Raw genomic sequence first — 1,634 nt, forward strand, 5'->3', positions numbered from 1 at the left:
CCGGCCCGCGTGCCGCCCGCGGGCGGGGCGCGGCCCCCGTCATCGCGCCGGACGCAGCCGCGCCGCGACCTGGACGGCCCGCACGGCCGCCGCCGCCTTGTTCCGCGACTCGGCGTACTCGAGCTCCTCGACGGAGTCCGCGACGATGCCGCCCCCCGCCTGGACGCTCGCGCGCCCGTCGCGGATGAGGGCCGTGCGGATCGCGATCGCCATGTCCATGTTGCCCGCGAAGTCGAAGTACCCGACCGTGCCGCCGTAGATCCCGCGGCGCGCGGGCTCGAGCTCGTCGATGAGCGCGATCGCGCGCGGCTTGGGCGCCCCCGAGAGCGTCCCCGCCGGGAAGGTCGCCGTGAGCGCCTGGAGCGCCGTCGCGTGCTCCCGCAGGCGACCGACGACGGTCGAGCAGATGTGCATGATGTGGCTGAACCGCCGCACGGCCATGAGCTCCACGACCTCGACGCTCGTCGGCTCGCACACCTTGACGAGGTCGTTCCGCGAGAGGTCCACGAGCATGATGTGCTCGGCCCGCTCCTTGGGGTCCGCGAGCAGCTCCTCGCCCAGCTCGGCGTCCTCGGCGGGCGTCGCGCCTCGCGGCCGCGAGCCCGCGATGGGGAACGTCACGACCTGGCGGTCGGTCACCTTGACGAGCGTCTCGGGGCTCGACCCGACGACGGCGAACTCGTGCCCCGCGGCGTCCTGGAGCGCGAAGTAGTACATGTACGGGCTCGGGTTGATGGTCCGCAGGACCCGGTACACGTCGAGCGGGTCCGCCGGGCAGTCGAGGTCGAGCCGCTGCGAGATGACGACCTGGAACACCTCGCCGTCCCGGATCGCCTCCTTCCCGACGCGCACGGACTCCGTGAACTCGTGCCGCGGGCTGCGGAACTCCAGCTCGGGCTCCGGGACGTCGTCGGCCAGCACCGCCGGCGCGAGCGGCACCTGGTCGACGAGCTGCGCCTGCATGCGGTCGAGGCGCGCGACGGCGTCGGCGTGCGCCTCGTCGACGCGCGCGTCGGTGTCGTCGAAGTTGATCGCGTTCGCCACGAGCCACACCGAGCCGTCGACATGGTCGACGACGGCGAGGTCGCTCGCGAGGCACAGCGTCAGCTCCGGCACGCCCAGCTCCTCGGGCGCCTTCGCCGGCAGCGTCGGCTCCCAGTGCCGCACGACGTCCCAGCCGAGCGCCCCCACGAGCCCGCCGGTCAGGGGCGGCAGGCCCGAGATCGCGGGCGTGCGCAGAGCCTCCAGGGTCTCGGCGAGCACGTCGAGGACGTCGCCCTCGCGCGGCACGCCGACCGGCACGTCGCCGAGCCACGCGGCCTGACCGTCCTCGACCGTGAGCGTCGCTCGGGACGCGACGCCGACGAACGACCACCGCGACCACGTCCCGTCCACCTCGGCGGACTCGAGCACGAAGGTCCCGGGACGCCCCTGCGCGAGGGTCCGGTACAGGCTCACCGGCGTCACCTCGTCGGCGAGCAGGCGGCGCACCACGGGGACCACGCGGCGGTCGCGCGCGAGCTCGCGGAACGTCGGCAGGTCCGGCCACGTCGTGCCCCAGGGCAGGTCCCCGACCGTCCGGGGCGGCGCCTCCGGGGCGGCCGGTCGCGCGGCGCTCACTCGGCGGCCCCGGC

At 75.0% G+C, this 1,634-nt stretch carries 1 protein-coding gene; it reads right to left on the bottom strand.

Going from position 1 to position 1,634, the window contains the following annotated elements; all coding sequences use genetic code 11:
• Positions 1–39: 39 nt before the first annotated feature.
• The gene (locus ICW40_RS19760) at positions 40–1,620 is read right to left on the bottom strand and encodes an anthranilate synthase component I (RefSeq protein ID WP_221655688.1); all 1,581 of its coding nucleotides are present in this window, start codon (positions 1,618–1,620) and stop codon (positions 40–42) included.
• Positions 1,621–1,634 lie beyond the last annotated feature (14 nt).

Source organism: Actinotalea ferrariae (assembly GCF_019733465.1).
GTDB classification, from domain to species: domain Bacteria; phylum Actinomycetota; class Actinomycetes; order Actinomycetales; family Cellulomonadaceae; genus Actinotalea; species Actinotalea ferrariae_A.